This is a genomic window from Mesorhizobium sp. M7D.F.Ca.US.005.01.1.1 (assembly GCF_003952545.1).
GTDB lineage: Bacteria > Pseudomonadota > Alphaproteobacteria > Rhizobiales > Rhizobiaceae > Mesorhizobium > Mesorhizobium loti.
On record NZ_CP034453.1, the window covers coordinates 5,694,095 to 5,720,272 of the forward strand.

Annotated in this window: 27 protein-coding genes and 1 pseudogene; 14 read left to right on the forward strand and 14 right to left on the reverse strand. The window is 63.6% G+C overall.

All coding sequences use genetic code 11. The annotated features are described in order from the left end of the window. Nucleotides 1-2 precede the first annotated feature (2 nt). From EJ076_RS27720 to EJ076_RS27735, 4 genes are all read right to left on the reverse strand, one after another. Nucleotides 3-962 (reverse strand): branched-chain amino acid ABC transporter permease, encoded by a 960-nt coding sequence (locus EJ076_RS27720; RefSeq protein WP_245462898.1) that lies wholly within the window; start codon nucleotides 960-962, stop codon nucleotides 3-5. Continuing rightward, nucleotides 962-1,873, reverse strand: a complete 912-nt coding sequence (locus EJ076_RS27725) for a branched-chain amino acid ABC transporter permease (RefSeq protein ID WP_109660147.1) — start codon at nucleotides 1,871-1,873, stop codon at nucleotides 962-964. The genes EJ076_RS27720 and EJ076_RS27725 overlap by 1 nt, the downstream gene beginning before the upstream one ends. Nucleotides 1,874-1,990: 117 nt before the next feature. Continuing rightward, nucleotides 1,991-3,100, reverse strand: a complete 1,110-nt coding sequence (locus EJ076_RS27730) for a branched-chain amino acid ABC transporter substrate-binding protein (protein WP_126070012.1) — start codon at nucleotides 3,098-3,100, stop codon at nucleotides 1,991-1,993. Between the two features lie 149 nt (nucleotides 3,101-3,249). After that, entirely contained in the window at nucleotides 3,250-3,885 is a 636-nt protein-coding gene (locus EJ076_RS27735) for an RraA family protein (RefSeq protein ID WP_109660144.1), read from the reverse strand. A 242-nt stretch (nucleotides 3,886-4,127) separates the two neighbouring features. On the opposite strand from EJ076_RS27735, the gene EJ076_RS27740 reads away from it, so the two are divergent. The 6 genes from EJ076_RS27740 (at nucleotide 4,128) to EJ076_RS27765 (ending at nucleotide 9,900) form a co-directional block, all read left to right on the forward strand. Then, on the forward strand, nucleotides 4,128-4,904 hold the full coding sequence (locus tag EJ076_RS27740; protein WP_164548750.1) for an SDR family oxidoreductase: 777 nt from the start codon (nucleotides 4,128-4,130) through the stop codon (nucleotides 4,902-4,904). 6 nt (nucleotides 4,905-4,910) lie between these two features. Continuing rightward, nucleotides 4,911-5,573 (forward strand): 5-oxoprolinase subunit PxpB, encoded by a 663-nt coding sequence (gene pxpB, locus EJ076_RS27745; RefSeq protein ID WP_126070013.1) that lies wholly within the window; start codon nucleotides 4,911-4,913, stop codon nucleotides 5,571-5,573. Further along, the gene (locus EJ076_RS27750; RefSeq protein ID WP_126070014.1) at nucleotides 5,570-6,550 is read left to right on the forward strand and encodes a biotin-dependent carboxyltransferase family protein; all 981 of its coding nucleotides are present in this window, start codon (nucleotides 5,570-5,572) and stop codon (nucleotides 6,548-6,550) included. The genes pxpB and EJ076_RS27750 overlap by 4 nt, the downstream gene beginning before the upstream one ends. After that, nucleotides 6,547-7,710, forward strand: a complete 1,164-nt coding sequence (locus EJ076_RS27755) for an epoxide hydrolase family protein (RefSeq protein WP_126070015.1) — start codon at nucleotides 6,547-6,549, stop codon at nucleotides 7,708-7,710. The genes EJ076_RS27750 and EJ076_RS27755 overlap by 4 nt, the downstream gene beginning before the upstream one ends. 39 nt (nucleotides 7,711-7,749) lie before the next feature. After that, on the forward strand, nucleotides 7,750-8,781 hold the full coding sequence (locus tag EJ076_RS27760) for an Ldh family oxidoreductase (RefSeq protein ID WP_109660135.1): 1,032 nt from the start codon (nucleotides 7,750-7,752) through the stop codon (nucleotides 8,779-8,781). Between the two features lie 93 nt (nucleotides 8,782-8,874). Next, the gene (locus EJ076_RS27765; protein WP_126070016.1) at nucleotides 8,875-9,900 is read left to right on the forward strand and encodes a proline racemase family protein; all 1,026 of its coding nucleotides are present in this window, start codon (nucleotides 8,875-8,877) and stop codon (nucleotides 9,898-9,900) included. A 51-nt stretch (nucleotides 9,901-9,951) separates the two neighbouring features. Here the strand turns inward: EJ076_RS27765 and EJ076_RS27770 are convergent, their stop codons facing one another. From EJ076_RS27770 to EJ076_RS27790, 5 genes are read right to left on the reverse strand one after another with little or no spacing between them, the layout of a single operon-like run. Beyond that, complete coding sequence (locus EJ076_RS27770) at nucleotides 9,952-10,725, reverse strand: 5-oxoprolinase subunit PxpA (protein ID WP_126070017.1); 774 nt, start codon at nucleotides 10,723-10,725, stop codon at nucleotides 9,952-9,954. Nucleotides 10,726-10,763: 38 nt separating this feature from the next. Beyond that, nucleotides 10,764-11,159, reverse strand: a complete 396-nt coding sequence (locus tag EJ076_RS27775; protein ID WP_126070018.1) for a biotin attachment protein — start codon at nucleotides 11,157-11,159, stop codon at nucleotides 10,764-10,766. Next, complete coding sequence (gene accC / locus EJ076_RS27780; protein ID WP_126070019.1) at nucleotides 11,149-12,522, reverse strand: acetyl-CoA carboxylase biotin carboxylase subunit; 1,374 nt, start codon at nucleotides 12,520-12,522, stop codon at nucleotides 11,149-11,151. Before accC ends, EJ076_RS27775 begins: the two co-directional genes overlap by 11 nt. 5 nt (nucleotides 12,523-12,527) lie before the next feature. Then, the gene (locus EJ076_RS27785) at nucleotides 12,528-12,977 is read right to left on the reverse strand and encodes a biotin/lipoyl-containing protein (protein ID WP_126070020.1); all 450 of its coding nucleotides are present in this window, start codon (nucleotides 12,975-12,977) and stop codon (nucleotides 12,528-12,530) included. A 7-nt stretch (nucleotides 12,978-12,984) separates the two neighbouring features. Next, nucleotides 12,985-14,187 (reverse strand): pyridoxal phosphate-dependent aminotransferase, encoded by a 1,203-nt coding sequence (locus EJ076_RS27790; RefSeq protein ID WP_126070021.1) that lies wholly within the window; start codon nucleotides 14,185-14,187, stop codon nucleotides 12,985-12,987. Nucleotides 14,188-14,370: 183 nt separating this feature from the next. On the opposite strand from EJ076_RS27790, the gene EJ076_RS27795 reads away from it, so the two are divergent. Together EJ076_RS27795 and EJ076_RS27800 are read left to right on the forward strand one after the other, a co-directional pair. Next, entirely contained in the window at nucleotides 14,371-15,549 is a 1,179-nt protein-coding gene (locus EJ076_RS27795) for an FAD-binding oxidoreductase (protein ID WP_126070022.1), read from the forward strand. 106 nt (nucleotides 15,550-15,655) lie between these two features. Further along, nucleotides 15,656-16,309 (forward strand): GntR family transcriptional regulator, encoded by a 654-nt coding sequence (locus tag EJ076_RS27800; RefSeq protein ID WP_027167548.1) that lies wholly within the window; start codon nucleotides 15,656-15,658, stop codon nucleotides 16,307-16,309. Nucleotides 16,310-16,355: 46 nt separating this feature from the next. Here the strand turns inward: EJ076_RS27800 and EJ076_RS27805 are convergent, their stop codons facing one another. The 5 genes and pseudogenes from EJ076_RS27805 to EJ076_RS27825 all read right to left on the reverse strand — a co-directional run bounded on the left by EJ076_RS27805 (nucleotide 16,356) and on the right by EJ076_RS27825 (nucleotide 20,338). Further along, the gene (locus EJ076_RS27805; protein WP_126070023.1) at nucleotides 16,356-16,805 is read right to left on the reverse strand and encodes a VOC family protein; all 450 of its coding nucleotides are present in this window, start codon (nucleotides 16,803-16,805) and stop codon (nucleotides 16,356-16,358) included. Nucleotides 16,806-16,809: 4 nt separating this feature from the next. Continuing rightward, entirely contained in the window at nucleotides 16,810-17,589 is a 780-nt protein-coding gene (locus tag EJ076_RS27810; RefSeq protein ID WP_109661315.1) for an SDR family oxidoreductase, read from the reverse strand. 97 nt (nucleotides 17,590-17,686) lie between these two features. After that, nucleotides 17,687-19,164, reverse strand: a pseudogene (locus EJ076_RS27815) (aldehyde dehydrogenase). An 8-nt stretch (nucleotides 19,165-19,172) separates the two neighbouring features. Further along, nucleotides 19,173-19,760, reverse strand: a complete 588-nt coding sequence (locus tag EJ076_RS27820) for a thiamine pyrophosphate-dependent enzyme (RefSeq protein WP_126070024.1) — start codon at nucleotides 19,758-19,760, stop codon at nucleotides 19,173-19,175. Between the two features lie 5 nt (nucleotides 19,761-19,765). Then, a complete protein-coding gene (locus EJ076_RS27825; RefSeq protein ID WP_126070025.1) occupies nucleotides 19,766-20,338 on the reverse strand; it encodes a thiamine pyrophosphate-binding protein in 573 nt (190 codons plus the stop codon). A gap of 101 nt (nucleotides 20,339-20,439) precedes the next feature. Between EJ076_RS27825 and EJ076_RS27830 the strand changes: the two genes are divergently transcribed. The 6 genes from EJ076_RS27830 (at nucleotide 20,440) to EJ076_RS27855 (ending at nucleotide 26,161) form a co-directional block, all read left to right on the forward strand. Beyond that, complete coding sequence (locus EJ076_RS27830; protein ID WP_126070026.1) at nucleotides 20,440-21,375, forward strand: LysR substrate-binding domain-containing protein; 936 nt, start codon at nucleotides 20,440-20,442, stop codon at nucleotides 21,373-21,375. Nucleotides 21,376-21,480: 105 nt separating this feature from the next. Then, nucleotides 21,481-22,629, forward strand: a complete 1,149-nt coding sequence (locus EJ076_RS27835) for an acyl-CoA dehydrogenase family protein (protein ID WP_126070027.1) — start codon at nucleotides 21,481-21,483, stop codon at nucleotides 22,627-22,629. Between the two features lie 9 nt (nucleotides 22,630-22,638). Next, nucleotides 22,639-23,379 carry an NAD(P)H-dependent oxidoreductase gene (locus tag EJ076_RS27840; protein ID WP_126070028.1) on the forward strand — a complete coding sequence of 247 codons (741 nt, stop codon included), beginning with the start codon at nucleotides 22,639-22,641 and terminating at the stop codon, nucleotides 23,377-23,379. Further along, nucleotides 23,372-24,502 (forward strand): CaiB/BaiF CoA-transferase family protein, encoded by a 1,131-nt coding sequence (locus EJ076_RS27845; protein ID WP_126070029.1) that lies wholly within the window; start codon nucleotides 23,372-23,374, stop codon nucleotides 24,500-24,502. Before EJ076_RS27840 ends, EJ076_RS27845 begins: the two co-directional genes overlap by 8 nt. Nucleotides 24,503-24,512: 10 nt before the next feature. Next, nucleotides 24,513-25,355 carry a MaoC family dehydratase N-terminal domain-containing protein gene (locus EJ076_RS27850; protein WP_109660104.1) on the forward strand — a complete coding sequence of 281 codons (843 nt, stop codon included), beginning with the start codon at nucleotides 24,513-24,515 and terminating at the stop codon, nucleotides 25,353-25,355. Beyond that, nucleotides 25,349-26,161 carry a CoA ester lyase gene (locus tag EJ076_RS27855; protein WP_126070030.1) on the forward strand — a complete coding sequence of 271 codons (813 nt, stop codon included), beginning with the start codon at nucleotides 25,349-25,351 and terminating at the stop codon, nucleotides 26,159-26,161. Before EJ076_RS27850 ends, EJ076_RS27855 begins: the two co-directional genes overlap by 7 nt. Nucleotides 26,162-26,178: the final 17 nt, after the last annotated feature.

A 26,178-nucleotide genomic window follows, 5' to 3' on the forward strand; every position in this document is an offset into this window, starting at 1 on the left:
GGTCAAACTCGCTTGTCCGGCCAGAGCCCGTTCGGCCTGAAGAGCATGATTGCCAGCAGCGCAACCGCGGTCACCAGGGGACGATAGGTGCCCGCCCCGCGCAGCACCTCCGGAAGCAGGGCCACGAGAACTGCACCGAGCACAACGCCGGGAATGCGGCCCATGCCACCCAGCACGACGCCAAGCAGGATGAGAAGCGATTGGTTGAAGGTAAAACTCTCCGGCGAGATGGCCGTCATCTTGGCCGCGTAGAGGCATCCGGCCACGGAAGCGATCACCGCGCCCATCATGTAGGCCTGCAGCTTGGCCGTGACACGGTTGATGCCGATACCGGCGGCGGCATCCTCATCGTAGCGAACGTAGAACCAGGCTCGTCCCATTCGCGACCGCTCGACGCTCAGGCAGACGAAGGCGGTGAGCAGCGCGAGCACCAGGAACGCATAGTAGAAGTGCTGCACCTGCATCAGCTTGAAGCCGAAGATCTCCGGCCGCTCGATGCCGATAAGGCCGCTGGCGCCGCCGGTGATGTCGAGGTTGCGGGCGATGATGCGCACGATCTCGCCGAAGCCCAGCGTCACGATCGCCAGATAGTCGCTGCGCAGCCTCAAGGTCGGAGCGCCGATGATGATGCCGGCCACGCAGGCTGCCGCCATGGCGACCGGGATGGTGAGCCAGAAATTGAAGCCGAACTCCGCGGTCAGGATGCCTGATGTATAGGCGCCTACCGCGAAGAAGGCGGCGTAGCCGAGATCGAGCAGACCCGCATAGCCGACGACAATGTTGAGCCCGAGGCACAGAACGACATAGAGCAGCGCCGTGGTCGCCACCTCAGTCACATAGGCGTTGGCGAATTGCGGCAACACCAGCGCGCAGGCGAGTGCCGCCAGGCCAGGCAGCACAACGGACCAGCGCATCAGTCGCGGTTGCGCGGTGGCCGGCATGGTCCTCACTTCGTCGGTCATCACACCCGCTCCACCACCGAGCGACCAAGAAGGCCGGTCGGCTTGAACACAAGGAACAGGATCAAGGTCCCGAACACGAAGACGTCACGCCACTCCGAGCCGACGAAGGGCAAGGACGAGCCGAAAGCCTCGAGCAGGCCGAGCAGCAAGCCGCCGAGCATGGCGCCCGGCACGCTGCCGATCCCGCCTATGACCGCGGCGGTGAAGGCCTTGAGCCCCATGATGAAGCCCATGAAGAAATGGACACTGCCATAATAGGCGCCGGCCATGACCCCGCCGCCGGCGGCGAGCGCCGAACCCATGAAAAAGGTCAATGCGATCACCCGGTCGACATCGATGCCCATCAGGCGGCTTGCCCCCATGTCGATGGACACCGCGCGCATCGCCTTGCCGTACATGGTGCGTGAGACAAAGGCCTGCATCCCGGCCATAAGAGCGATGGAGGCGGCCACAAGCACCATCTGCGTGTAGGTGATGTGAACGGTGGAAATGTCGACACCGGCAAAACCGAGATCCGTGTTGAAGGCGTAATGCCGCCCGCCCGTCAGGGCGAGTGCCGTACCGTTCAGCACCATCGACGCACCGAGCGCCGTGATCAGGATGGAGAGGCGCGGCGCATTGCGCATCGGCCGATAGGCGAAGCGTTCGATGACGACGCCGAGCAAGCCGACAACCAACATCGACACCAGCAGGGCGCAGACCACGCCCAGCCAGCCGTTGCCAACCCATATGCCGACGAAGGAAAACACGATGAGGCCAACGAAGGCGCCGTTCATGTAGATGTCGCCATGAGCGAAATTCAGGAGCTTGATGACGCCGAACACCATGCTGTAGCCAAGCGCGATCAGGGCATAGAACGAGCCGACGATAAGACCGTTCACCAGTTGCTGAATAAGCAGGTCGAGCGTCATTGATGCTCCGGGGGCAGAATTGAAAAAGTCTTGCCTGGGCGCAGCGTCGGCGCCAGACAATCGGCGGTGACGCCGAGGCCGCCACAAGGCCTGCCTCGGCGTCAATCTGGTTCGCCTTTATTCGACAGCCACCCACTTGCCGCCCTTGGCGATCACCGGGCGGAAATTTGACGTCTGGAGCGTGTTCTTGTCGGTAAACTTGATTTCACCGGCAAGGCCCTTGAAGTCGCTTGCCTTGAGCGCTTCGATGATCGCCTTTTGATCCACCGACTTGGCCCGCGTGATCGCATCGGCGATCAAGTCGCCCACATCGTGGGAGAGCGCCGCATAGGCGCCGGCATCGCGGCCATAGGTTTCCTTGTACTTGGCCTTGAAGTCGGCCGCGCCGGACAGGAGGTCGACGGTGGGCGGGGACAACAGGTACACGCCCTCACCGGCCGAACCGGCGATTTCCAGATATTCCGGCGAATTGTTGCCGTCGCCCAGCACAATGCCGCCCTGGAAACCGGCCTGCCGAAGCTGCTTGGTGAGCAATGCGCCACCGGCATGATAGGCGGTCCAGAAGACAGCGTCGGCGCCGCTTGATTTGATCTTGGTGACGACCGCCGAATAATCCTGCTCGCCGGCTGTGGTGGTCTCCTTGGCGGCAATTTCGCCGCCGGCACCCTTGAAGGCCTCGGCAGTCAGCTTGGCCAGGTCGGACGAATAGGCATCGCCTTCGTCCACGACCGCAATCTTCTTGTAGCCTTGCTTCTTGAAGAGCTCGACGGCCGTCGTCGCCTGCATGTCGCCGGTCGAATTGGCGAGGAAGGCATTGCCCTGATTGGCAGCGACCAGCTTGGTCGAATTCGCTCCGATGATGACGAATGGGATGCCGGCGTCACCGTAGATCTTCAGCGTCGGCAAGACGGCGCCCGAACAGTAGCCGCCAACGATGGCAGTCACGCCTTCCGAGACAAGCTTGCTGCCTGCGGTCACCGCCTGCTGCGGATCGCAGGCGTCATCGGCGGTCGTGGTGGTGATCTTGTCGCCGTTGACGCCGCCTTTGGCATTGACGGCATCGATCGCCATCTTCACGGCATTCTCCATATCCTGCCCTTCACTGGCCAGTTGGCCAGTCATGGGAGCCACGATGCCGATCTTGATGTCGGCAGCCGCGGCCATCGTGGTCAGAGCCAGCCCGGCAAGGGCGGTGGCACAAGCGAGCCTCTTGAAGGAAACAACCATTAATTCTCTCCATTTTCCCCTGTTGGCGCATCCGGGCGGCGTGCCCGAAATGCATTGTTTCGCCCCTCGGTTGGCTGCGGAGCGGTCATGTTGAGCAAGATCGCCAGCCGGCCACGCGATTTGTCACCGGCAAGGACTGACCCGCCAGATCAGTGACTGCCGCCGGAGGCCCGGGCATACGCCCCCTGGTAGCGGTTCTCCCGGATGCTCTGCATGATGTCGGCCTCGCGGCTTTCCTGCGCCAGGACGGCGGCCAGCAAGGCCGCGGCACCGTCGATTGGAAATGCCACGACGCCATCCTCGTCGCCCACGACGATGTCACCTGGACCGACGACCATGCCGCCTATGCAGACGGGAACATTAATGGCTCCCGGACCATCCTTGTACGGCCCGAGATGGATGGCCGACCGCGCGAAGCATGGAAACGGACTGCGGCCGATGGCACCGGCATCGCGGATGGCGCCGTCGATGACAATGCCCGCGGCGCCGCGCGACGCCGCGACACTTGTCATGATCTCGCCGACCAGCGCGCGGCCCTCATAGCCACCGCCATCGACGACGATGACGTCTCCGGGCTGCAACAGATCGAGCGCACGATGGATGAACTGGTTGTCGCCGGGACGGGTCCTGACCGTCAGCGCCCTCCCCGCCATGACGCCGCTCACCCGATGAAATGGCCGCAAACCGACAGCTCCGGGGACACGAGCGAGATTGTCGCTGATCAGTGGCGTCGCAAGAGCGCGGAACGCGTCTATCAGTTCGCTTCCCTGAGGTGCATCTGCCATCTCCCGTTCTCCCACTGTCGGTCCTCTTTTGTGAATATAGTATCCAATCACAATTAATTCGGCAGTGTCAACCGACTTGCGGATAGTCCTCTGAAAAAAGCCAGGACTGTCCAAAACCCCTGCATGCCGGCCTAGTGTAACCATCCGGCAGCCATTCATCCGGGCTTGCAATGGCGTCGAAGTTCAAGATAAGTTGGATAACATATCCATAATTGTCAAAAATCGTAAAAGGGATTTGGGTCGTGAAGCACGCAGGAAAAGTCGTGATCGTTACCGGGGCGGCACAAGGCCTGGGCCTTGCCTGCGCCGAGCGCTTTCATGCCGATGGCGCCAAGGTTGTGCTTGTCGACGTGCAGGCCGATCGCGGGCGCGAGCATGCCGAACGTCTTGGCGAGCGCGCCGTCTGGCTGTCCGCCGACCTTTCCGAAATCAGCAGGGACATGGCCGACGGCATCATTGCCAAGGCCATGCAAAGCTTCGGCGGTGTCGACGTGCTCATCAACAATGCCGGCATCATCCATCTGGACGATTTCGTCGACTTCCCCGAGGAGGCCTTCGACCTGGTTCAGCGCGTCAATCTCAAGGCGCCCTTCCTTCTCGGGCAGGCCGCGGCAAGAGCCATGATCGCGCAGGGACGCGGCGGCTCGATCATCAACATGTCGTCGATCAACGCCATTCTGGCCATTCCCAATTCGGTCGCCTATGCCGTGTCCAAGGGTGGCATCAAGCAGTTGACGGCGGTGATGGCCGTCGGATTGATCCCGCACAACATCCGCGTCAACGCCATCGGCCCCGGCACCATCCTGACCGACATGGTCAAGAGTTCCGTCATGGCCAGCGAAGCGCAGCGCCAGACCATCCTGTCGCGCACGCCGAGCGGCCGCTGTGGCGAACCCTCGGAGATCGCCAGCGTCGCATCCTTCCTGGCCAGCGACGACGCCTCCTACATTGTCGGCCAAACCATCTATCCGGATGGCGGTCGCCTGATCCTGAACTATACGGTGCCGGTGAAGGACTGACCGCCCGTGGTTGCAGGTACGCCCAACATCAGTCTCGCGGGATCAGGCGCGCTGCTGCTTGATGGCGCGCAGGGGGCTTTCAATGATGCCACCCAGGAACTGGTCTGGGCGGTAGCGAATGCCGCGCTGAGCCTCAAGGGGGTGCGCGAGACCGTTCCCGGCATGAACAACCTGCTGGTGGTATTTGACCCGCTCGCTACGGACGCCCACAGCGTCAGCGGTCAGCTGATGTCGCTCTGGGCCGCCACCAATGCCCACGCGGTGACCGGCACGCATCATACCATTCCCGTCAGCTATGGCGGCGCGCGCGGCGAGGACCTCGCCGGCTGGGCCGCGCATTGCGGCATGTCTGTCGATGAAACCGTCAGGCGCCACGCGGCGGCCACCTACACCGTCGCTGCCATCGGCGCCATGCCGGGCTTTCCCTATCTGTCCGGTCTCGACCCGCGGCTGGCGTGGGCACGGCGCAGCACGCCTCGCCTCAAAGTCGCCGAGGGCGCCGTTATCATCGGCGGCGCGCAGGCGGGTATCATGCCGATGACAGCACCATCCGGATGGCACATCATCGGCCATACGGACGTGACGCTGTTCAGGGCCGAAGCGGAATTGCCCGTGCTGCTCAGGCCTGGAGACACGATCCGCTTCGCAATTGCAGGGATCGAGGCATGATCGAGATCCTCACCACCGGCCTGCCGAACACCGTCCAGGATCTCGGCCGGCCCGGCCATCTGGCGCTGGGGGTCAGCCATGGCGGCGCCATGGACAGGCAGGCGTTGGCGATCGCCAATCTCATGCTGGGCAATGATCCCTCGGCCGCCGGGATTGAGGTCGCGCTTCATCCGTTCCGGCTGCGCGTGCACGTCGACACCGCCGTCGCCATCACCGGCGCGGATTGCGCCGTCAGCGTCGGCGACAGGCCCTGCCCGCCCTGGTGGGCCATGGCGATCCGCGCCGGCGAGACCCTTATCCTCGAAGCGCCGCGCCTCGGTGCCCGTTCCTACATCGCCTTCGCCGGCGGGCTCGATCTGCCGCCAGTCATGGGATCGCGCTCGACGGATGTGAAAGGCAGTTTCGGCGGGCTCGCCGGACGCGGCCTGTCCCGCGGCGACCGGCTTGCGCTCAACCCTGCGCAATGCGGCCTTCCTGCGGGCGGGTTTGGCGCAGCGCTGGAGGAGCGGCGCGGCGCGGCGGACGGCGCGGCCTGCGCAATCGAATTGCGGGTTCTGCCGGCCGCCGAATTCGACGCCTTCACGCCGGAGGCCCAGGCGGCTTTCACCGGCAGCGAATGGAACATCACCAACGACGCCAACCGCATGGGATATCGCCTTTTCGGAGAGACGCTTTCCCTCCTCTCACCGCTGGAATTGCTCTCCCACGGCATCGTGCCGGGCACCGTCCAGGTGCCGCCGTCCGGCCAGCCGATCATCCAGCTTGCCGATGCCAACACGTGCGGCGGCTATCCGAAGATCGCTACGGTGATCGAAGCCGACCTCTGGCGGCTGGCGCAAGCGCCGGTCGGCGCGCACCTGCGTTTCTCAGCGGTCTCGATCGAAGCGTCGACGGAAGCGCTTCGCGCCAACCGGCAGCGACGTCGCGACTTTATCGCCGCCCGGAACCTCATCGTCGGCAAGCAGAGGGCCCCATGAAAATTCGCCCCTTCACGATCGAGATTGCCCAATCTGAAATCGACGATTTGAAGAAGCGCATCTCGAACTGGCGCGAGCCGGACCAATTGCAGGCGATAGGCTGGGCGCAGGGAACGGAATACGAAGAACTGCGGCTACTTATGCAGCACTGGCGCTCCGGCTTCGACTGGCGCAAGCAGGAAGCCGCCTGGAACATCCATCCGCACTACCAGACGGAAATCGGTGGCGAAACCATCCATTTCATCCATGCGCGCGCCGCTGTTGCGACCGGCAGAACGGTCATACTCACACATGGCTGGCCAGGCAGCGTCTTCGAATTTCACAGGCTGATCCCGCTTCTGACCGACCCGCTTTCGCATGGCGGAAGACAGGAGGACGCCTTCAATGTCGTGGCCCCGTCGATTCCCGGTTATGGCTTTTCGAGCCGGCCGACCAAGCCTGGTCTCAACCTGTTCACAATTGCCGACCTGTGGGCCGAGTTGATGAGCCGTCTCGGCTACAAACGATATCTCGCCCAGGGCGGGGATCTGGGCGCCGGCGTGTCGACCTGTCTGGCACACGCGCATCCCGACAGTCTCGCCGGGGTGCATCTCAATTTCATCCCCGGCTCATTCTCCCCTCCTCACGATGCAGGCCCGGACGGTGACTTGACGTCGGAAGAACGCGCCTTCCTGGAACGGAAAGCCGGATGGGCGGATCTTCATGGCGCCTATGCTCATATTCAAGCGACGCGTCCGCAAACGCTTGCCTACGGGCTGACGGATTCGCCGGTCGGACTGGCAGCGTGGATGATCGAAAAATTCCGCGACTGGAGCGATTGCGACGGCGATCTGGGTAACGCCGCTTTTTCGCGCGACGACATGCTCGCCAACATCTCGCTTTACTGGTTCACCCGGACCGTCGCTTCGTCGATGCGGCTCTATTGGGAAACGCGCGCTCGCCCGCTTGCATTCGCGCCCGGCACTACGATCAACGTTCCGCTTGCGGTGGCTTTGTTTCCCAAAGAGCTGCCGATGCCGCCAAGAAGCTGGGTCGAACGCGTCTTCAAGGATATCCGCCGGTGGACAGCGATGCCGCGCGGTGGTCATTTCGCAGCCCTCGAGCAGCCCGCTTTGCTTGCACAGGATCTAAGAGCCTTTGCCGGCGGTCTGGATTTTTAAAGGCAGCGTTTGCGCGCAGCCAAAACCCGAAGGCCAGAAATGAGCAACACCGTTCTCACCATCGATGCCCTGCATGAGCGCGTCGATGCAATTTTCCGCAAGGCCGGACTGAACCCCATCCAGGCCAGCGCCATCACACGGGTCATCGTCGCGGCGGAACGCGACGCCTGCAAATCGCATGGTGTCTACCGGATCGAAGGCGCCCTGCGGACGATCAAGGCCGGAAAGGTGGAGCCGAACGCGGTGCCCGAGTTGTTACCTCAAGACGCTCCCGCCCTCGTCAAAGTGGATGCGAAGCACGGTTTCGCCAACCCGGCCTTCGAACTGGGTCTGCCCGTGCTGGTCGAACGGGCACGCTCGTGCGGCATTGCCGCGCTCGCGATCAACGATGCGGTACATTTTTCCGCCCTTTGGGTGGAGGTCGAAGCCCTGACGCAGGCAGGCCTTGCCGGCCTGGCCATGTGCCCGAGCTATGCCACAGTCGCCCCGACCGGTGGCAACAGACCCTTGCTTGGCACCAATCCTTTTGCCTTTGGCTGGCCGCGCGAAGAGCAGCCACCTTATGTTTTCGACTTCGCGACCTCGGTTGCCGCGCGCGGCGAGATCGAGCTGCACCGCCGGGCCGGCAAGAAACTGCCGGAAGGCTGGGCGATCGATGTCGACGGCAGGCCGACGACGGATCCGGAAGCTGCCCTGGCAGGCGCCATGCTTTCCTTCGGCGGGCACAAGGGTTCTGCCATCGGCACGATGATCGAACTGCTCGCCGGCATTATGATCGGCGACCTGACCAGCCCCGAGGCACTCGATCTGCTTGGCACCACGACGCTTTATCCATCGCATGGAGAGCTGATCATCGCCTTTTCGCCGCAAGCTTTTTCCGCCGGCCGTCCCGGAAATCCTCTGGGTCGTGCTGAAGCCCTGTTCGAGGCGATCGTAGGTCAGGGTGCACGCCTGCCCTCGCAGCGGCGGTTCCTTGCTCGTGCGGCTTCGGAGAGAGACGGCATCAGCCTCTCAGCCCAGGAGATCGAACAGCTCGACCGTTGTCTCGAGCAAGGGCTGGACGGCGTTTGAAGTCATTCGTCCGCCTCATCCGCGTTTTGCGAAAGCACTCCATTCCCCTCATCGCCGCAGGAATTGAGAACCGATCGTTCAGAAGGAGAAGAAATGCGCTGGTCTAGAACATTCACGGTCGTCGGCTGCCATGCCGAGGGAGAAGTCGGCAATGTGATCACCGGCGGCGTCATGGACGTGCCCGGCAAGACCATGTTCGAAAAGAAGGAATATCTGCAAGAGCATATGGATGACATACGCGGGCTGGTCCTCTTCGAACCGCGCGGCGCACCCTACGTCAACGCCAACATCATCCTGCCGCCCTGCGATAGCTCGGCCGACCTCGGCTATGTGATCCTCGAAAGCACCGAATACCCGCCCATGTCGGGCTCCAACACCATCTGCGTCGCCACCGTGGCGCTGGAGACCGGCATGGTGTCGATGAAGGAACCCGAGACATTGCTGCGCATGGAAGCACCGGCCGGCATGATTGAGGTGCGCTGCCTCTGCGAGAACGGCAAGGTGAAGCAGGTGGAGTTCACCAATGTGCCGGCTTTCGCGGTCCATCTCGACACGCCAGTCGAGGTTGAAGGGCTCGGCACGATCACCGTCGACACCTCCTATGGCGGCATGACTTTCGCCCATGTCAACGCTCGCGCACTCGGCTTTTCCATAACACCCGACGAGGCCCACCAGATGTCGCTGATGGGCCAACGCATCAAGAAGGCGGTCAACGAGCAGCTCGAGGTCGTGCATCCGGAGAACGCGAAGATCCGCGACGTGTCCAACGTGATTTTCGAAGGCCCGATCGAGCGCATCGACGGGCGCGTGGAAAGCATCAACGGCACGGTGTGCCTGCATGGCAGGCTCGACCGCTCGCCGACCGGCACCGGCACCACCGGGCGGCTGGCAGTGATGTCTGCGAAAGGGCAGATCGCCAAGGGTGAGCTGTTCCGCAACAAGTCGATCATCGGGACCCATTTCGATTCCCGCGTGATCGCCAATGCTCGCGTCGGCGAGCGCGACGCCGTCGTGGTCACCATCGCCGGGCAGGCCTGGATCACCAGCATCGGCCAGTATGGCCTTGACCCGACAGACCCTTATCCACGCGGACATCGCCTCAGCGATGTCTGGTTCTGAAACGATGGCGGCCGTGCCCGCCAGCACGGCCGCGTAACCGTTCGGCCGTGCTCAGGCCGCGAACGCTCGGACCCTGACACCGTTCGCTTCCAGCCGTCTCCTGACATGCGCGGCGATGGCGACGGCCGCCGGCGTGTCGCTGTGGACGCAGATCGAATCGATCGGCGTCCGCAGCAGCTGCCCGGAAAGCGTCTCGATGGCGCCTTGCTTGACCATCCGCACGACCCGTTCCGCCGCCTTCTCGGCATCGTGGATGACCGCGCCGTCCAGCTTGCGCGAGACAAGAAAGCCTTCCTCCGTATAGGCGCGGTCGGCGAAGATTTCGGACCTGACCGTCAGGCCCGCGTCGCGCGCGATCCTGTCCTGGAAGCCGAGCGCGATGGCCAGGCAGATCAGGCCGGGATCGACGGCCTTGACCGCGCGCGTCACGGCTTCGGCGACGCCTCGGTCCGTCTGGGTAAGGTTGCCCAGCGCGCCATGTGCCTTCACATAGCGGATCGGGTGGCCGGCATAGGCGGAAAGCGCCTGCGCCGCGCCGATCTGGTAGGCGACCAGCCTTTCGATCTCATCCATGGAATGCGGGATGATGCGGCGTCCGAATCCCCACAGATCGGCGAAGCTCGGATGCGCGCCAACGGCGACGCCCTTCTCGCGCGCCATCGAGAACGTGGCCGCCATGATCTCGGGGTCGCCGGCATGAAAGCCGCAGGCCACATTGGCGGAACTGACGATGTCGAGGATCGCCGCATCGTCGCCGAGCCTGTAGGCTCCAAAACCCTCGCCCATGTCGGAATTGATGTCGACCTGCAATCCTTTGGTCGCCATGGCGCTTTCCTCAGTGGTTCGAACCATCGCCTCTGCCTTCACACCAGCTCGTAGAGCGGCGTGCCGTAGCCGACGACCGCGCCGTCCTCGGCCAGCGCCGCGCCCAGCACGCCGTCTGCCGGCGCGAGCACGGCCTTCAGGCATGGGCCGACCTGCAGGACGCCGACCGTCTCGCCCTTGCGGACCATTTGGCCAGGTGCGGCAACCGACCGACCGGTCGTTGGATGATCGAGACAGAACACGCCGACGCCGGGCGCGCGCACACCCTTGAAGACCGTTTCGGCCTTCGGCGCCTCGGTCGCGGCCACGGGTGTCGGGGCAACAACGGACTGCACAAGCAGGCGCAGCGAAAAGCCGGCCTCCGCCAGCTCGATCTCGCCGATGCCGGCACTTGCGCACCAGGCGGTCAGCCTTTCGATCTCCTCAACCGTCATTACCGCCTCGTCCCCGGAGCAGACCGCCTTCAATGAGACGTTCAAGATGATGGATATCGAAGCCGCCGGCGGCGAAGCCGGGCTCCTCCATGAGGAGGCCGTGCAGCGGTGCATTGGTGGCGATGCCGACCGCCTCCATCTCGCCCAGCGCCCCGCTCATGCGCCGGATCGCCTCGGCCCGCGTCGCGCCATGCGCCAACAGCTTGGCCACCAGCGAATCGTAATGCGGCGGTACCATGTAGCCGGAGTAGAGATGTGATTCGACGCGGATTCCGGGACCGCCCGGCGGCGTCCAGCGCTCGACCCGGCCCGGATGCGGCCGAAAGCTGTATGGATCTTCAGCGTTGATGCGGCATTCGACGGCGTGGCCCTGAATGCAGATGTCTTCCTGCCTGAACGACAGGGGTTCGCCCCCGGCGATGCGGATCTGCTCGCGCACGATATCGATCCCGGTGACGAGTTCGGTGACGGGATGCTCCACCTGCACGCGGGTGTTCATCTCGATGAAAGAGAAGCGCCCGTCCTCGTAGAGGAATTCGAACGTGCCGGCGCCCGTATAGCCGATGGTCAGGCATGCGCGGGCACACAGCTCGCCGATCTCGGCGATCGCCTCGCGGGCGATGCCGGGCGCTGGCGCCTCCTCGATGATCTTCTGGTGGCGGCGCTGCATGGAGCAATCCCGCTCGCCGAGCCAGACCGCCCTACCGTGCTTGTCCGCCAGAATCTGGATCTCGATATGGCGCGGGTGCTCGAGGAATTTTTCCAGATAGACTTGCGGGTTGCCGAAGGCCCGGTCCGCCTCTTTCACCGCCATCGAAACGGCTTCCATCAGGGCGCGTTCCTCGCGCACGATGCGCATGCCGCGTCCGCCGCCGCCACCCGCCGCCTTGACGATGACCGGGTAGCCGATGGCCTCGGCAATGGCGCGCACTGCCTGCTCGTCCTGAGGCAGCGCACCCTGCGAGCCCGCAACGCAGGGAACGCCGGCAGCGATCATCGTGCGCTTGGCGGAGACCTTGTCGCCCATGGTGCGGATCGCCGCCGCGGACGGGCCGACGAAGATGAGGCCGGCGTTTTCGACGGCCTCGGCGAAGGCAGCATTTTCCGAGAGGAAACCATAGCCCGGATGGATCGCGCCCGCGCCGGTAAGTTGCGCGGCGGTGATGATCTCAGCGATGTTGAGATAGCTCTCCGTCGCGGCCGCCGGTCCGATGCAGATCGCCCTGTCCGCCAGCGCGACATGGCGAAGGCTCGCATCCGCTTCCGAGTGCGCCGCCACCGTCTTCAATCCGAGATCGCGGCAGGCGCGCAGGATGCGCAGTGCAATTTCACCACGATTGGCGATAAGGACGGTATCGAACATCGCCGCTAGCCCAAATCTTCGAGAACGAACAGCACGTCGCCGGACTGCACAGCGGCATGGTCGTCGAACGCGATCTGCACGATCCGCCCAGCGCGATCGGATTCCACGACGTTGAACGTCTTCATGGCTTCTAGGACGCCGATCGTCTGCCCTTCCACGACCACATCGCCAAGCGAAGCGAGCGGCGGTTCGCCTTCGGTGCCGGAACGGTAAAACACGCCTGTCAGCGGCGCGCGGATTGAATGCCGCGCGATGGGCGGAGTTGTCGAAGCTGGATTTGAAGAGACGGCGGTGTCTGCGGCTGGCTGCGGCGAAGGCTGCACCTGCGACGCGGATTGCGCCGGCGCCGCCTGCCTGGACATGCGGATGCGAACGCCGTCGCGCTCGATCTCCAGTTCGGCAATGGGCGAACGCGAGACAAATTCGATCAGCTTCTGGACGAAGTCGAGATCCATCGCCGGCCTATCGCAGCGCTTCGACGGCCTCGGCGATGCGCCTGATCGCTTTTTCGATCAGGTCCATCGACGTGGCTATGGAAATGCGGAAATGCGGTGACAGGCCGTAGGCTGAGCCCTGCACCACCGCGACCCGTGCCTGATCGAGCAGGTAGAGCGAGAAATCGTCGTCGCTGCCGATAGGAGTGCCGTCCGGGCGGCGACGGCCGATCAGGGCCGAGCAATTGGGATAGAGGTAGAAGGCGCCCTCGGGCGTCTGGCAGGTGAGACCGGGAATCGCGCGCAGCAGCTCCAGTGCGCGGTCGCGCCGCGCCTGGAATTCGAGCGCCCGCAGGCGAAGAAAGTCCTGAGGACCTTCCAGTGCTGCTATGGTCGCGGCCTGCGAGATGGATGACGGGTTCGACGTGCTTTGGCTCTGCACGGTCGCCATGGCACGGATCAACTCTTCCGGCCCGCCGGCGTAGCCGATCCGCCAGCCGGTCATGGCATAGGCCTTCGACACGCCATTGACTGTCAGCGTGCGGTCCTTCAGCCGTGGCTCGACGCCGGCGATGGTATGGAACGCGCGCCCGTCGAACAGGATATGCTCGTAGATGTCATCGGTCAGCACGTGGACTTGGCGGTGGTCGAGCAGCACCCCGGCCAGCCCCGCGAGTTCGTCGCGGCTGTAGACGGCGCCTGTGGGATTGGAGGGCGTGTTGAGCAGCAGCCATTTGGTGCGCTCGGTAATGGCGGCTCGCAGGGCTTGCGGCGTCAGTTTGAAGCCCTGCGCCTCCGTGCAGGGAACGACCACGGGCTTGCCTTCGCCGAGCAGGACGATGTCGGTGTAGGAAACCCAATAGGGCGCGGGGACAACCACCTCGTCGCCGGGAGCCAGCGTCGCCAGCAGGGCGTTGTAGATGATCTGCTTTGCGCCACCCGCGACGCTGATTTGCGAAGGCTTGTAGTCGAGACCGTTCTCGCGCCTGAATTTTCCGGCCACCGCCTTCTTCAGCGCGGCCGTGCCATCCACCGCCGTATAGCGCGTCTCCCCCCTGCGCATCGCCTCGTAGGCCGCCTCGACGATGTGCGGAGGCGTCGGAAAATCCGGCTCGCCGGCGCTCAGGCTGATGACGTCGATGCCGGCCGAGCGCATTTCGATTGCCCGCGCGGTGACCGCCATGCTGGGGCTTGGCTTGATGACGTCGAGACGGGGAGCGATGAGGCCCACGGAACAATCCTCGGCATGTCTGATATTTGGTACAAATTGGATAATGTATTCTGATTTTCGCGTCAAACCCCTTTTTCTGCGTCGAAGACCGGGTTATGTCTCATTTTGGAGGTGGGTCGATAGAGGAAAGTATCCAATCCTTCGTCGCCACGGATAAAATTCGAGATAGGGAACACGATTGGAATGGGCACAAACTATGATGTGGTGATCGTCGGCGGAGGCGTAGTCGGCAGCTCGATCGCCTATTTTCTGTCGGCCAATCCGGATTTCGATGGCAGGATCGCGGTGATCGAGCGGGACCCCTACTACACGGCGTCCTCGTCTTCCTTATCGACCAGCGCCATACGACAGCAGTTCGGCACGGCGCCGAATATCGCCATGTCGAAGTTCAGCATCGACTTCCTGCGCCAGGTAAAGACACGGCTTGCCATTGGCGATGAGTTGGCCGACATCGGCCTGCATGAGCCCGGTTATCTCGTGCTGGCCACGCCCGAGCGGGCCGACGCGCAGCGCGCCAAGAACCGTGTTCAGCGCGGCATGGGCGTCGACGCGGAACTGATCGAGCAGGTCGATCTGGCACAACGCTTCCCGTGGCTCAACACGGACGATCTCGCGCTTGGCTCACTCGGCCTTGGCAGCGAAGGCTGGTTCGACGGCCCTGGCCTGATGCAGGCATTTCGCCGCAAGGCGCGTACGCAGGGCGTGGACTATCTTGCCGCGACGGTGACCGGACTGAGCATGGCGTCTCCCGGCAAGGTCGGCGAAGTGGTTCTGGACAATGGCGAACGGCTTGCCGCCGGCACAGTGATCAACGCGGCCGGACCATGGAGCGCGGGCATTGCCAGGATGGCCGGCGCCGAGTTGCCGGTTGTCCCGAGCAAGCGCTGCGTCTTCGTCTTCGAAACACCGGCAAGGATCGACAACTGCCCCTTCGTCTTCGACACAAGCGGCTTTTGGCTGCGGCCGGAAGGTCAGCTCTTCCTGTGCGGCATTCCGCCGGTGCGCGAGAACGACCCGGACGATTTTGGCCTGGATGTGGACTACGGCCTGTTCGACGAGTTGATCTGGCCGGCGCTGGCCCATCGTGTACCCGGCTTCGAACAATTGCGCATGCTGCGCGCCTGGGCGGGGCTCTACGAGTACAACACCTTCGACCACAGTGGCATCATCGGCCGGCATCCCGAGATTTCGAACTTTGTCCTGGCCACCGGCTTCAGCGGCCACGGCATGATGCATGCGGCGGCAACCGGGTCGGGCGTCAGTGATCTCATTGCCTATGGCGAGTACCGCTCTGTCGACCTATCGGCCTTCCGCTACGAACGGATCGCTGGCAACCAGCCCATCGAGGAACATGTCTACTGAAGCGAAACGGGCGACATGGCATCGCGGTGACAACGGTGCTATGCGTCCACTTCTTCAATCAAAACGGCGCCAGTCGACAAACACGGCGGCCGCCCCAGGCTGATTCATGCTCGTACAGAAGAAAACCATCTCGACCCAGGTCGCCGATGCCATCAGGCAGAAGATCCTGATCGGCGAATACGAGGCCAACTTCCAGCTGCGGCAGGAGCATCTGGCCACCGAGTTCGGCGTCAGCCGAATTCCGGTACGAGAGGCGCTGCATCAGCTTCATTCGGAAGGCTTCGTCACGCTGGTTTCCCACAAGGGCGCCGTCGTCACCTCCATTTCCCTGGACGAGATCCTCGAGCTCTACGAATTGCGGGCCCGGATCGAAACATGGCTACTGGCACTAGCCATTCCAAGGATGACGGAGGCCGACCTCGCTCTGGCCCGCGAGCGCGCAAAACAGCACCAGGAGCAGGGCAAGACAGGCGAGTACTCGAACCAGCTCAACTGGAACTTCCACGCCGCGCTCTACGCGCCGTCCGGCCGCAAGGCGACGATCGAACTGGTAGGGCGCATCTACCAGCAGCTGGAACGCTACACGCGCATGATGGTGACGCTCACCGAGATCCAGGCCCAGTCCGACCGCGACCACTGGCAGCTCATCGACCTGTGCGAAGCCAAGGATACGCTGCGCGCCGTCGGCCTTTTGGAAATGCATATCATCACCAGCGGCAAATTCCTGGTCGACCGGCTTCAGGAATTGCGGGGCAGCTGATCAGTCGCCCCGTCTCCTTGTCCAGCCCCAATCCTTCGCGCGAAGATCATTTGCCGGGCAGATTGGTCGCCCGCGTCAGCAGGATCACCCCCGCCTTGTTCGCTGTGTCGTAGTAGGTGAAGCCGGTGCGGTTTTCCCGGCGCCCGCGCATCAGCACGACAAGTCCGTCGGTTTTTGCCTTGGCTTCGGCTGCGTCCGCATCACGGACCTCAAAGCCGATATGGAAGACGCCTTCACCCTTGGTATCGAGATGAATCCGCTGTGGTGAAGGATCGTGGTTCGGCTGGCACAGTTGCAGCTGAGTGTTCGGCAAGTTGCAAATCCGGTATTGCATCGCCTTGAAACCCTCCGGGCTTGGGACCTGGAGTTCTTCGTATTCGGCCAGCGGCGGATAGGACTCCCATGGCCCGATGCCGATGGAGTCATAATAGGCCTGCGCCTTGTCGATATCGTGCACGACGATGCAGATGTGATGCAGCTTGTCGAAATTACCCATATCCTCACTCCTTGATCGGGACCGTATAGTTCAGCACCCGGCGCCCTCCGTCGGGGTAGATCGTCTCGCCGGTGATGTAGGAAGCGTCGTCGCTGGCCAGGAACGCCACGACCGAGGCGATCTCGGCTGCCGTGCCGAGGCGCCCGAGCGGTGTGCGCGAAAGAACCGCCCGCCGCATTTCTTCCGAGTCGATGAATGTCCCGTCCATGACCATGTCCGTGGCGATAGTGCCCGGGCCGACACCGACCACGCGGATGCCGTGGGGAGCGAAGGCGACGGCCGCGGTGCTGGTGACCTGGTTCATGCCGCCCTTGGAGATCGCGTAGGTGGCGACGCGCGGGTTGGCGAGGCCGGAATTGATCGACGACATGTTGATGATAACGCCGCCACCACCCTGCGCGATCATCTGCCGGGCTGCCGCCTGGGTGCCCATGAACGCGCCCTTCAGATTGACGGCGAGAACCCTGTCGTAGTCCGCCTCTGTGATGTCGAGAAAGTCTTGAACCGGAGCGATGCCGGCATTGTTGACCATGATGTCGACACGGCCGAACTTCGCTACCGCCGCCGCAACCAGCGCATCGATCTGGTCCTTCTTGCTGACATCCGTAACGAGAGCCAGGACGCTGTCGGTGGTGCCGATTTCAGCGGCACATTTTCTCAGTTCCGTGGCATCGATGTCGCCGAGCACGAGCTTCGCGCCTTCGGCCAGAAAGCGTTCCGCGCAAGCGCGTCCGATGCCGCGCGCCGCTCCTGTGACAACAGCCACCTTGCCTGCCTGTCTCATGTCCAGTCCCTCGATCATTGTAAGTCGGCCACCGTCTCAGGGAGCGGTGTGCCGAGCTTGGCCACGGATAAGGAAGATTCTCCCACCGAAGCCTACCCTAGCGGATAACGAAGGGATTGGCGGTCTTGCCGGCCGTGTCTATCCACACCGTTTTGGTTTGCAGATAGGAATTGATGGCCTCCTGCCCGCTTTCGCGGCCGATGCCGCTCCTCTTGTAGCCGCCGAAGGGCGCCATGTAGGAGACGGCACGGTATGAATTGATCCAGACCATCCCCGCTTCCATTGCGGCCGCGCCGCGCAGCGCCCGGCCCATATCGCTGGTCCATATCCCGGCCGCCAGTCCGTAGGGGCTGTCATTGGCAATGGCGAAGGCCTCGTCCTCGTCGTCGAACGGAATGACCGACAGGATCGGCCCGAACACCTCTTCACGCGCGATCCGCATGGTGTTGTTCACGCCGGTGAAAATGGTGGGCTCGACGAACCAGCCCTCGGCCAGTTCACCAGACGTCGGCTTGCCGCCGCCCAGCACGCACAGCGCGCCCTCGCTGCGCGCGATGCCGAGATAGGATAAGATCTTCTCGCGCTGGGCTTGCGTGGTGATCGGCCCCACCTGCGTCTCGGCCAGCGCCGGATTGCCCAGTCGAGCGCTGGCCGCCAGCGTTATGACATTCTCCACGAACCGGTCATGGATCTTGCGATGCACCAGCAGGCGAGAGCCGGCAATGCAGGTCTGGCCGCTGGCCGCGAAAATGCCTGATATCGCGCCGTTGACCGCGCTCTCAATATTGGCATCGTCGAAGACGATGTTGGCCGATTTGCCGCCCAGCTCCAGCGTGACGGTCTTGAGCTGTTCGGCAGCCGCTCGATAGACCGCAATGCCGCCGGGCTCGCCGCCGGTAAACGCGATCTTGGCGACGTCGGGGTGAGCAACGAGCGGCACGCCGACATCAAGCGGCATACCGGTGACGGTGTTGACCACGCCAGGGGGAAAGCCCGCCTGCGCAAACAGTTTCACGAACTCCAGCGTCGAGGCGGAGGCATGTTCCGACGGCTTGATGACGACAGTGTTGCCGGCTGCCAGCAGCGGCGCGAGCTTCCAAGTCAGAAGCAGAAGCGGCGAGTTCCACGGCACGATTGCCGCAATGACACCCAGCGGCTCGTGGCGGGTGAAAGCAAACATCCCTGCCTTGTCGATCGGCAGCACCGACCCTTCGATCTTGTCGGCAAGACCGCCGAAATAGCGGAACCATTCCGGGATATAATGCAGCTGCGCCGTCATTTCGGTGATCAGCTTGCCGTTGTCACGCGTCTCGATGGCGGCAATGCGATCCGCATTCTCGGCGATCAGCTCAGACAGTCGCACAAGCAGCTTGCCGCGCGCGGTGGGCGTAATGCCGGCCCATTCCTTCGACCGGAAAGCCGCTTTGGCGGACGCCACGGCAGCGTCCACCTCGCCTCTCCGCCGCGCGGGATCAGCGCCCACGGCCTGCCGGTAAACGGATCGTGGCTCTCGAATGTATCGGCTGTCGATTGGAGCCGACCGCCGACCGTGTTCTGGAAACTGACCAGCGTCATATCGGCCCTCAACAGGTGGCAAAGCCCAGATGGGCGCGAAAGCGGTTCTTGACCTCGACCGCGTCGCGCGGCGGCAGCGAGCGCGGCAGGTTCTCGGCGGTGATTTTCAGCACGAAAAGGCGTGGGCCGTCGGCCGGGCGACGCAGCTCTTCACACAGCGTGTCGACTTCCTCCAGCGAACGCAACTCGGCGGTTTTCGAAAAACCGCAGGCGGCCGCGACCTTGTCGAAACCAATGCCCTTGCCGGTGTGGCTGGACTGCATGCCGGTCTCGCCGAAATGCTGGTTGTCGAGCACGATTAGGTCGAGATTTTTCGGCCGCGCCACCGAGATCGTCGCCAGCGAACCGAACGCCATCAGCTGTTCGCCATCTCCGGTAATAACCATGACCCGCTTGTCGGACTGGGCCTGGGCAAGCCCGAGGCCGATCAGCGCAGCACCCCCCATGGCGCCCCACAGATAGTAGTTGTCGTTGCGGTCGCCGGCGGCATGCACGTCGTAGCTCGGCGAGCCGAGACCGGTCACGACCAATGCGCCGTCGCGGGCGTCGAGCAGCTTCTTCACCGCAACCCGGCGGTCCATCGTCTGTAAATTCATGTCGCTCACCACTTCTTCTTGCCGAGCAGCCGCTGCCCGATCAGCACGGCAATCTGCTGGTCCGCGTCGAAAGCCATCAGGGCTGCTTGCGCCACCGTCTCCACGAGGTCGGGACCGGTCTCGGCGCGCAGCACCCTGAGGCCGATCGCCTTCAGCGAGGCCTCCGTCGCCTGCCCCATCGGCACCTGCCACGGATTGAACTCGGCCCATTCGCCGCGCATCGTCACCAGGACGAGCAAGGGAAAGCGCGCCTGCACGGGAAGTGACAGCATGTTGATGCAGTTGCCGACGCCGGAGGATTGCATGAGCACGACGCTCCGCTTGCCACCGAGCCAGCAGCCGGCGGCGATGGCGATGCCCTCTTCCTCCGTCGTCAGCACGTTGGTGACGACCTCGGGATCCTCACTGAAAAGGCGGATCAATGTGGTATGGCCGGCGTCCGGCACATAGGACATATGGCTGATGCCGGCAGCCTTGAGCACGTCATAGACCTGATCTGGCCACTGCTTCTCAGACGCCGCCGGAGCGGCTGCAAGTGCTGCTGCTTGCGGATGTTTTGCTTCTACGCTCGCCGTCACCTTGGACCCCCGGGAATGTGGATTGGAACCAGGTTACCTCGGCGGTCCGATCTAATCTTCGTCTCTTTCTTGTGATCAGATATAATGATATTCGATAGCTCATGGAGTTATCGCAACTGCGCACCCTGATCCACGTCGCTGAACTCGGCAGCCTCAGCAAGGCTGCCGACCGGTTGCACATTGCGCAGCCGGCGCTCAGCCGGCAGGTGCGTATGCTGGAGGAGGAATTGGGCTTTGCCCTTTTCCTGCGCCATGGACGCGGCATGGTGCTGTCCGAGCAGGGCAAGGAGGTGCTGACGCACGCCATGCGCGTGATGGCCGAGATCGACGAGATCCGCGCCACGGCCACGCCCGCCGATGCGCCGCTGACCGGCGAAGTGGCCATCGGCCTGCCACCCACCGTTGCCGATATTATTTCGCTGCCGCTGGCTGCCGCCTTCGGCAAGGCCCATCCCAAGGCGAAACTCAGACTTGTCAGCGCCTACACCGGCTATTTGCTGGACTGGATGCACCGCGGCGAGGTGGACGTCGCGGTGCTCTACGACCCCCGCATGGCGCGTTCGCTGCGCTCGCGCCCGCTGCTCCTGGAAAACCTCTTCCTGATCGGACCGCCAGACGCGGGATTTTCAACCGTGCGCGCCGTATCGTTCGCCTCGCTCGCCGGCAAGCGCCTGCTGCTGCCCAGCATCAAGCACGGGCTGCGCATCATCGTGGAACGCTGCGCCACGGATGCCGGCATCACGCTCGATGTCGGCATCGAAGCGGATTCGTATTCGGCGCTGAAAGACCTGGTGCGCAACGGACATGGCTGGACGATCCTGCCGCTCGCTCCCATCCATGCCGACGTGACCGCCGGGCTGCTCACCGCCGCGCCGTTGATCGACCCGGTGCCCGTGCGCCGCCTGATCCTTGCCTACCCGGCAGACCGGCCTGCCTCGCGGCTGGCGCGGTTTGCCGGACAAGCGATAGAGGACATCGTCAAGGATCTTGTCGGGCGGGCCGTCTGGGTTGGCCAGCTTCTCGGCCCCCCGCCCTAAGCATTCGAATTCCGTTATATCTGCTCACGTCCGCCTTGCATTGCTGACAGGGCATTGAGGCGCGATAGTGAGGCCCGCAGCAAGACGAAAAGCCGGACAAACCTCATGGAATCCTATCAGGACATTCGCGATGCCGTCGCCAGGCTGTGCGCGCGCTTTCCCGGAGAATACTGGCGCGCCCTCGACAGGGACATGACCTACCCCGGTGAATTCGTCGCAGCGTTGACCGAGGCCGGCTGGCTCTCGATCCTGATCCCGGAGGCGTATGGCGGCTCGGGGCTGCCACTTTCGGCCGCCGCTGCCGTGCTGGAGGAAATCCAGCGCGCTGGCTGCAATGGCGGCGCCTGCCATGCCCAGATGTACACGATGGGCACGCTTGTCCGCCACGGCTCGGAAGCCCAGAAGCAGCGATACCTGCCGAAGATCGCCGCGGGAGAATTGCGCCTGCAGGCCTTCGGCGTCACGGAACCGACCAGCGGCACGGATACCGGCGCGCTCAAGACCACGGCTCGCCTTGATGGCGATCATTTCGTGGTCAAGGGCCAGAAGATCTGGACCAGCCGCGCCGAGCATTCGGATCTGATGCTGCTCCTGGCGCGGACCACGCCGCTCAAGGACGGCATGAAGAAGACCGACGGCCTTTCCGTCCTCATCGTCGACATGCGCGAAGCCGTTGGCAACGGCCTCACCATCCGGCCGATCCGCACCATGATGAACCATGCCACCACCGAAGTCTTCTTCGACGATCTGCGCGTGCCGGCCGAAAACCTGATCGGCGAAGAGGGAAAGGGATTCCGCTACATCCTCTCGGGCATGAATGCCGAGCGCATCCTGATTGCAGCCGAATGCGTCGGCGATGCGAAATGGTTCATCGAAAAGGCAGGCACCTACGCCAAGGAAAGGCATGTGTTTGGCCGGGCGATCGGCCAGAACCAGGGCATCCAGTTTCCGATCGCAAGAGTCTACGCCAACATGCGCGCGGCCGAGTTGATGGTGCGCGAGGCGCTGAACCTCTACGAGGCCAGCAAGAACCCCGGCGCTGAAGCCAACATGGCCAAGATGCTGGCAGCCGACGCCTCGAACGAAGCCGCCAATGTCTGCATCCAGACGCATGGCGGGTTCGGTTTCGCCGAAGAGTACGATGTGGAGCGCAAGTTCCGCGAGACGCGTCTCTATCAGGTCGCGCCGATCTCGACCAACCTCATCCTGTCATACCTTTCCGAGCACGTGCTTGGACTACCGCGTTCCTACTAGGAGTCGTCCGTGAACGTCCTCATTGTCTATGCACACCCGGAAGCAAAATCCTTCAACGGCGCCATGAAGGATCTGGCTGTGGAAACCTTGACCCGCGCAGGCCACGATGTGGTCGTCAGCGACCTCTATGCGAAGGGCTTCAATCCTGTCGCAGGGCCGGGCGACATATCAGGCGAGCGCAACGATCCGGACTTCTTCAGCCTGCCGCGCGAGCAGACCGTAGCCTACGAGGCCGACGCACTGTCGGCCGACATCAGCGCCGAGATCGAGAAACTGAAGCGGGCGGACTTCGTGCTGTTCCAGTTCCCGGTCTGGTGGTTCGGAATGCCCGCAATGCTCAAGGGCTGGGCCGATCGTGTCTTCGCGCGCGGTTTCGCCTATCTGCCGGGCCGCAAATACGACACCGGCATGTTCAGGGGAAAGCTCGCCATGGTGGCCGCCACCACGGGCACATCGGCCGACACCTACGCGCCCGACGGCATCGATGGCGACATCCTCACGGTGCTGTGGCCGATCCACAATGGCCTGCTGCGCTATTCAGGCTTCGACGTGCTGCCGCCCTTCGTCGCCTATATGCCGGGCCGTGTCGGCGACGATGGTCGCAAGGCCTATCTGGAAGCCTACCGCAAGCGGCTCGAGGACATCGATGGCACGCCGCGCCTGTTCTTCCACGCAGCCGAGGATTACGGCAAGAACGAGCGGCTGAAGCCTGGTGTGCTGGCCCGTTCCGGGGTGCAGCGCAATGTCTGACGACGTCCGCCCGCTGGAGGGCCTGTTTGTCGTTTCCATCGAGCAGGCCGTCGCTGCTCCGCTGTGCACGGTCCGCCTTGCCGATGCCGGCGCGCGCGTCGTGAAGATCGAGCGCCCGGAAGGCGAAACCGCGCGTCACTACGATTCCACTGTTGAAGGCATGTCGGCCTACTTCGTCTGGCTCAACCGCGGCAAGGAAAGCGCGGTGCTCGACCTGAAAGCCGAGCACGACCTGGCTCTGCTGCATCGGATGGTGGCGCGCGCGGATGTTCTGGTGCAGAATCTCGCGCCGGGTGCCATCGACAGGCTCGGCCTCTCCACCGATGCAATTGCGGAAAAATTCCCTCGGCTGATTGCCATCAACATCGTCGGTTACGGGCAGGATACGCCCTACGCGGCGATGCGCGCCTACGACATGCTGGTGCAGGCCGAAAGCGGCATCTGCGCGGTGACCGGCACACCGGACACGCCGAGCAAGGTCGGGGTTTCCGCCGCCGACATCGCCACCGGCATGAACGCCCATTCGGCGATCCTCGAAGCCTTGCTGGCGCGCGAAAAGACCGGGCGCGGTCGCATTGTCGAAATTGCCATGTTCGACGCCATGGCCGACTGGATGACCGTGCCGCTGCTGCACTACGAATATGCGGGCCGCGAGACGCAGAGATATGGCCTGGCGCACGCTTCGATCTACCCCTATCGACCCTATGCCTGTCGGGACGGCAGCGTGGTCGTGTCCATCCAGCAGAACAATGAATGGAAGCGCTTCTGCAGCGTCGTGCTGCAAAGACAGGATCTGTTCGCCGACGAACGCTTCGCCACCAATGCCTGGCGGGTAGCCAACCGCACGGCGCTCGACGCCGAGATCGAACCGATCTTCGCGGCAATCGACTGCGAAGAGGCCATAGACCGTCTCAACGAGGCACAGATCGCCTGGGGTCGGGTGAGCGCAATGCGCGACCTGCCTCACCACAAGGCGTTGCGCCGGACAGAGGTGGCGCTGCCGGACGGCAGGCGCATCGCCGTGCCGGTGCCGCCAGGGCGGGCGGAGGGATTCGCAACGGTCCCCAGCGTTCCCGCCCTTGGCGCCGACACAGACCGGATCCGGTCCGAATTCGCCGCCTGACGAGGACCTCATGAGCCTGGACACAAGCACGCTGCAGGAATGGGTTGGACGCACATACGAGGTCGAGGATGTTGTGACCCCGCGCCTGCTGGCCAGCTTTGGCGCCACGCTTGGCGACTACGCAGCGCAAACTGCGGAGGGCGCGGCCACGCCGGGACTGCACTGGTGCCTGACGCCCGATATTGCCGATAGGCGCGAACTCGGACCTGACGGGCACCCGGCCAAAGGCAGCTTCCTGCCGCCGGTGCTGCTTCCACGCCGCATGTGGGCTGCCAGCGATGTGCGTTTCATGGCTCCGATCCGCTCTGGCGATCGCATCCGCCGCCGCTCGACATTGACCGCTATCGAGGAGAAGCAGGGCCGCACCGGCCCGCTCACCTTCGTCACGGTCCGGCACGACATTGCCAACGACGCCGGCCCGGTGATCGAGGAGGACCAGACCATCGTCTATCGCGGTGCCGAAGCCAATGCTGCGCCCTCTGCCCCGCCAGCAAATCCAAACCCGACCGCACCGCACGAGCTTTCGGTCGACGTCGATCCGGTGCTGCTTTTTCGGTATTCGGCGCTGACCTTCAACGGGCACCGCATCCACTATGACGCGCCCTACGCCACGACGGTCGAGCATTATCCCGGGCTCGTCATCCATGGTCCGCTGCAGGCGACACTGCTCGTGAACTTCGCCACCGCTATTGTAGGCGCCGCGCCGCGCCGCTTCTCGTTCCGCGGCGTGCGTCCGGCGAGCGGCCCACAGCGCCTGCTTCTGAGTGCAACATCCCCAGGCCAGGACGGCATGGCTCTCGAGGTACGGTCGGCCGACGGCCATGTGACGGTCAAGGCCACGGCGCAATGGTGAGCTTCGTCACGCCTGTCGTGCCGCTTTTCGTGCCCGGCTCGCGGCCGGAGCGGTTTGCCAAGGCCGACAGCAGCGGCGCAGACGCGGTCATTCTCGACCTCGAGGATGCCGTCGCCCCTGGCGACAAGGACCGCGCTCGCGAAGCAATTGTCGCTCATGCAGCCGCGCTGAAATCCGCGGTCGTGGTCCGCATCAACGCCGTTGGCACACCTTGGCACGAAGCGGACATCGATGCCGTGCAGCGCCTCGACGGCGCCTCCGTCATGCTGCCCAAGGCCGAACGCCCTGAAGACATTGCTGATATGACCAGGCACATGGCACGCAGCGTTTCCGTCATCGCGCTGGTCGAGAGCGCCGTAGGCCTCGCCAACCTGCCGGACATATTGGCCACGCCCGGCGTCGTTGCCGTTGCCTTCGGCTCGGTCGACTTCTCGCTCGATCTCGGTTGCGCGCATGATCGGCTGATCCTGCTTGCGGCGCGCAACGAAATCGTCTGGCGTTCGCGCGCGGCTGGCCGGGCCGCGCCGATCGACGGCGTGACGACCGACCTGAGCAGTCCCGAAATCACCGAAGATGACGCACGCCATGCCATGAAGATGGGTTTCGGCGGCAAGATGGCTGTTCACCCGAGGCAGATCGAGCCGATTCGCAATGGCTTTCGCCCGAGCGAAAATGAAATCACATGGGCACGCGACATCATTGGTGCAGCCTCATCAGGCGAAGCCAGCCAGGTCAACGGCGAGATGGTGGATCGGCCGGTGATCGAACGTGCAAGGCAGGTGCTGCGCCGAGCCGCTTTGGTCTAAAGGGCATGCAGAGGAGG